At 72.0% G+C, this 974-nt stretch carries 1 protein-coding gene; it reads right to left on the bottom strand.

Annotated elements, in window-relative coordinates:
* Positions 1-974, bottom strand: a 974-nt coding sequence (gene bcsZ / locus G3N99_RS40610) for a cellulose synthase complex periplasmic endoglucanase BcsZ (protein WP_206125241.1), incomplete at both ends; no start/stop codon positions are given.

Genomic DNA, 974 nt, shown 5'->3' with positions numbered 1-974 from the left:
GACGCGCGCTGCCTGGGCATCCGCGAGCGCGCGCTGGCCGCGTGCGTCGAGGAACGGCACGGCTGCCGCGGAAAACCCGCCGTTGCCGTCGTTCGGCCCCGCAACGCCCGTCGTCGTATCGACCTTCTCCGGCGGCGCGCCATGCGCGGCGATGTAGTCGGCGAACGGCGCAAAACGGGCGAGCATCGGTGCGGCAAGCGGATCGGCGCGGTCGAGCATGCCGGCCCACAGATACACGCGGATCGCGTTGTACGCGCTCTCCGCATGCGTTTCGCGATCGGGCCCGAAACCGGTGCCCGCGCGATACAGCGCCCAGTCGGGCGAAAAGCCTTTCGGTGCGGTGTCGAGCAGCACACGTCCCGTGCTCGAGACGAGCGCGGCCCAGCGCTTGTCGTCGGGCAGGCGCGCGCCGAGCGCGCGGATCACCTGCGGCGGCGAATAGCTCGGGTTCACGCGCCACTGGCCGTCGGCGAGCTTGAACCCCGTCGGCCCGGGCAACAGCGTGAGGCCAAGGCCCGGCACGGTCGCCGTCTCGTCGTCGAGCACGCGCTTCGCGAGCAGCGCGCCGCGCGCCGTGTAGCTGCGTTCGTGCCACAGCCGCCCGGCCTCGACGAGCGCATATGCGATCCACAGGTCGGCGTCCGACGCCGCGTTCGCGTCGAGCACGCGCCACGCGCCGTCGGGCGCACGGCCCCACAGCCACGCCGGCAGATGCGAGGTCAGGTCGCCCTGCGCGAGATTGTTCTCGGTCCATGCGAGGATCGTGTCGAACATGCGCCGGTCGTTCGCGACCAGCGCGAAGAAAAGTCCATACGCCTGCCCCTCCGACACCGTGCGTGAATCGGCCGAGCCGACGTCGATCACGCGGCCGTCGGCCGAGATGAAATCGCGCTTGAACGCGTCCCAGCGCGGCCACGCCGCGCCGCATCCCGCGTTGGCCGCGTTGGCCGCGTCGGTCGCACCGGCTCCCGCGG

Origin of the sequence: Burkholderia sp. Ac-20392, from assembly GCF_017104585.1 — a bacterium.
Lineage (GTDB): Bacteria > Pseudomonadota > Gammaproteobacteria > Burkholderiales > Burkholderiaceae > Burkholderia > Burkholderia lata.
The sequence above is the reverse complement of the archived record's forward strand: the minus strand, read 5'-3'. Positions and strand labels throughout refer to the sequence as shown.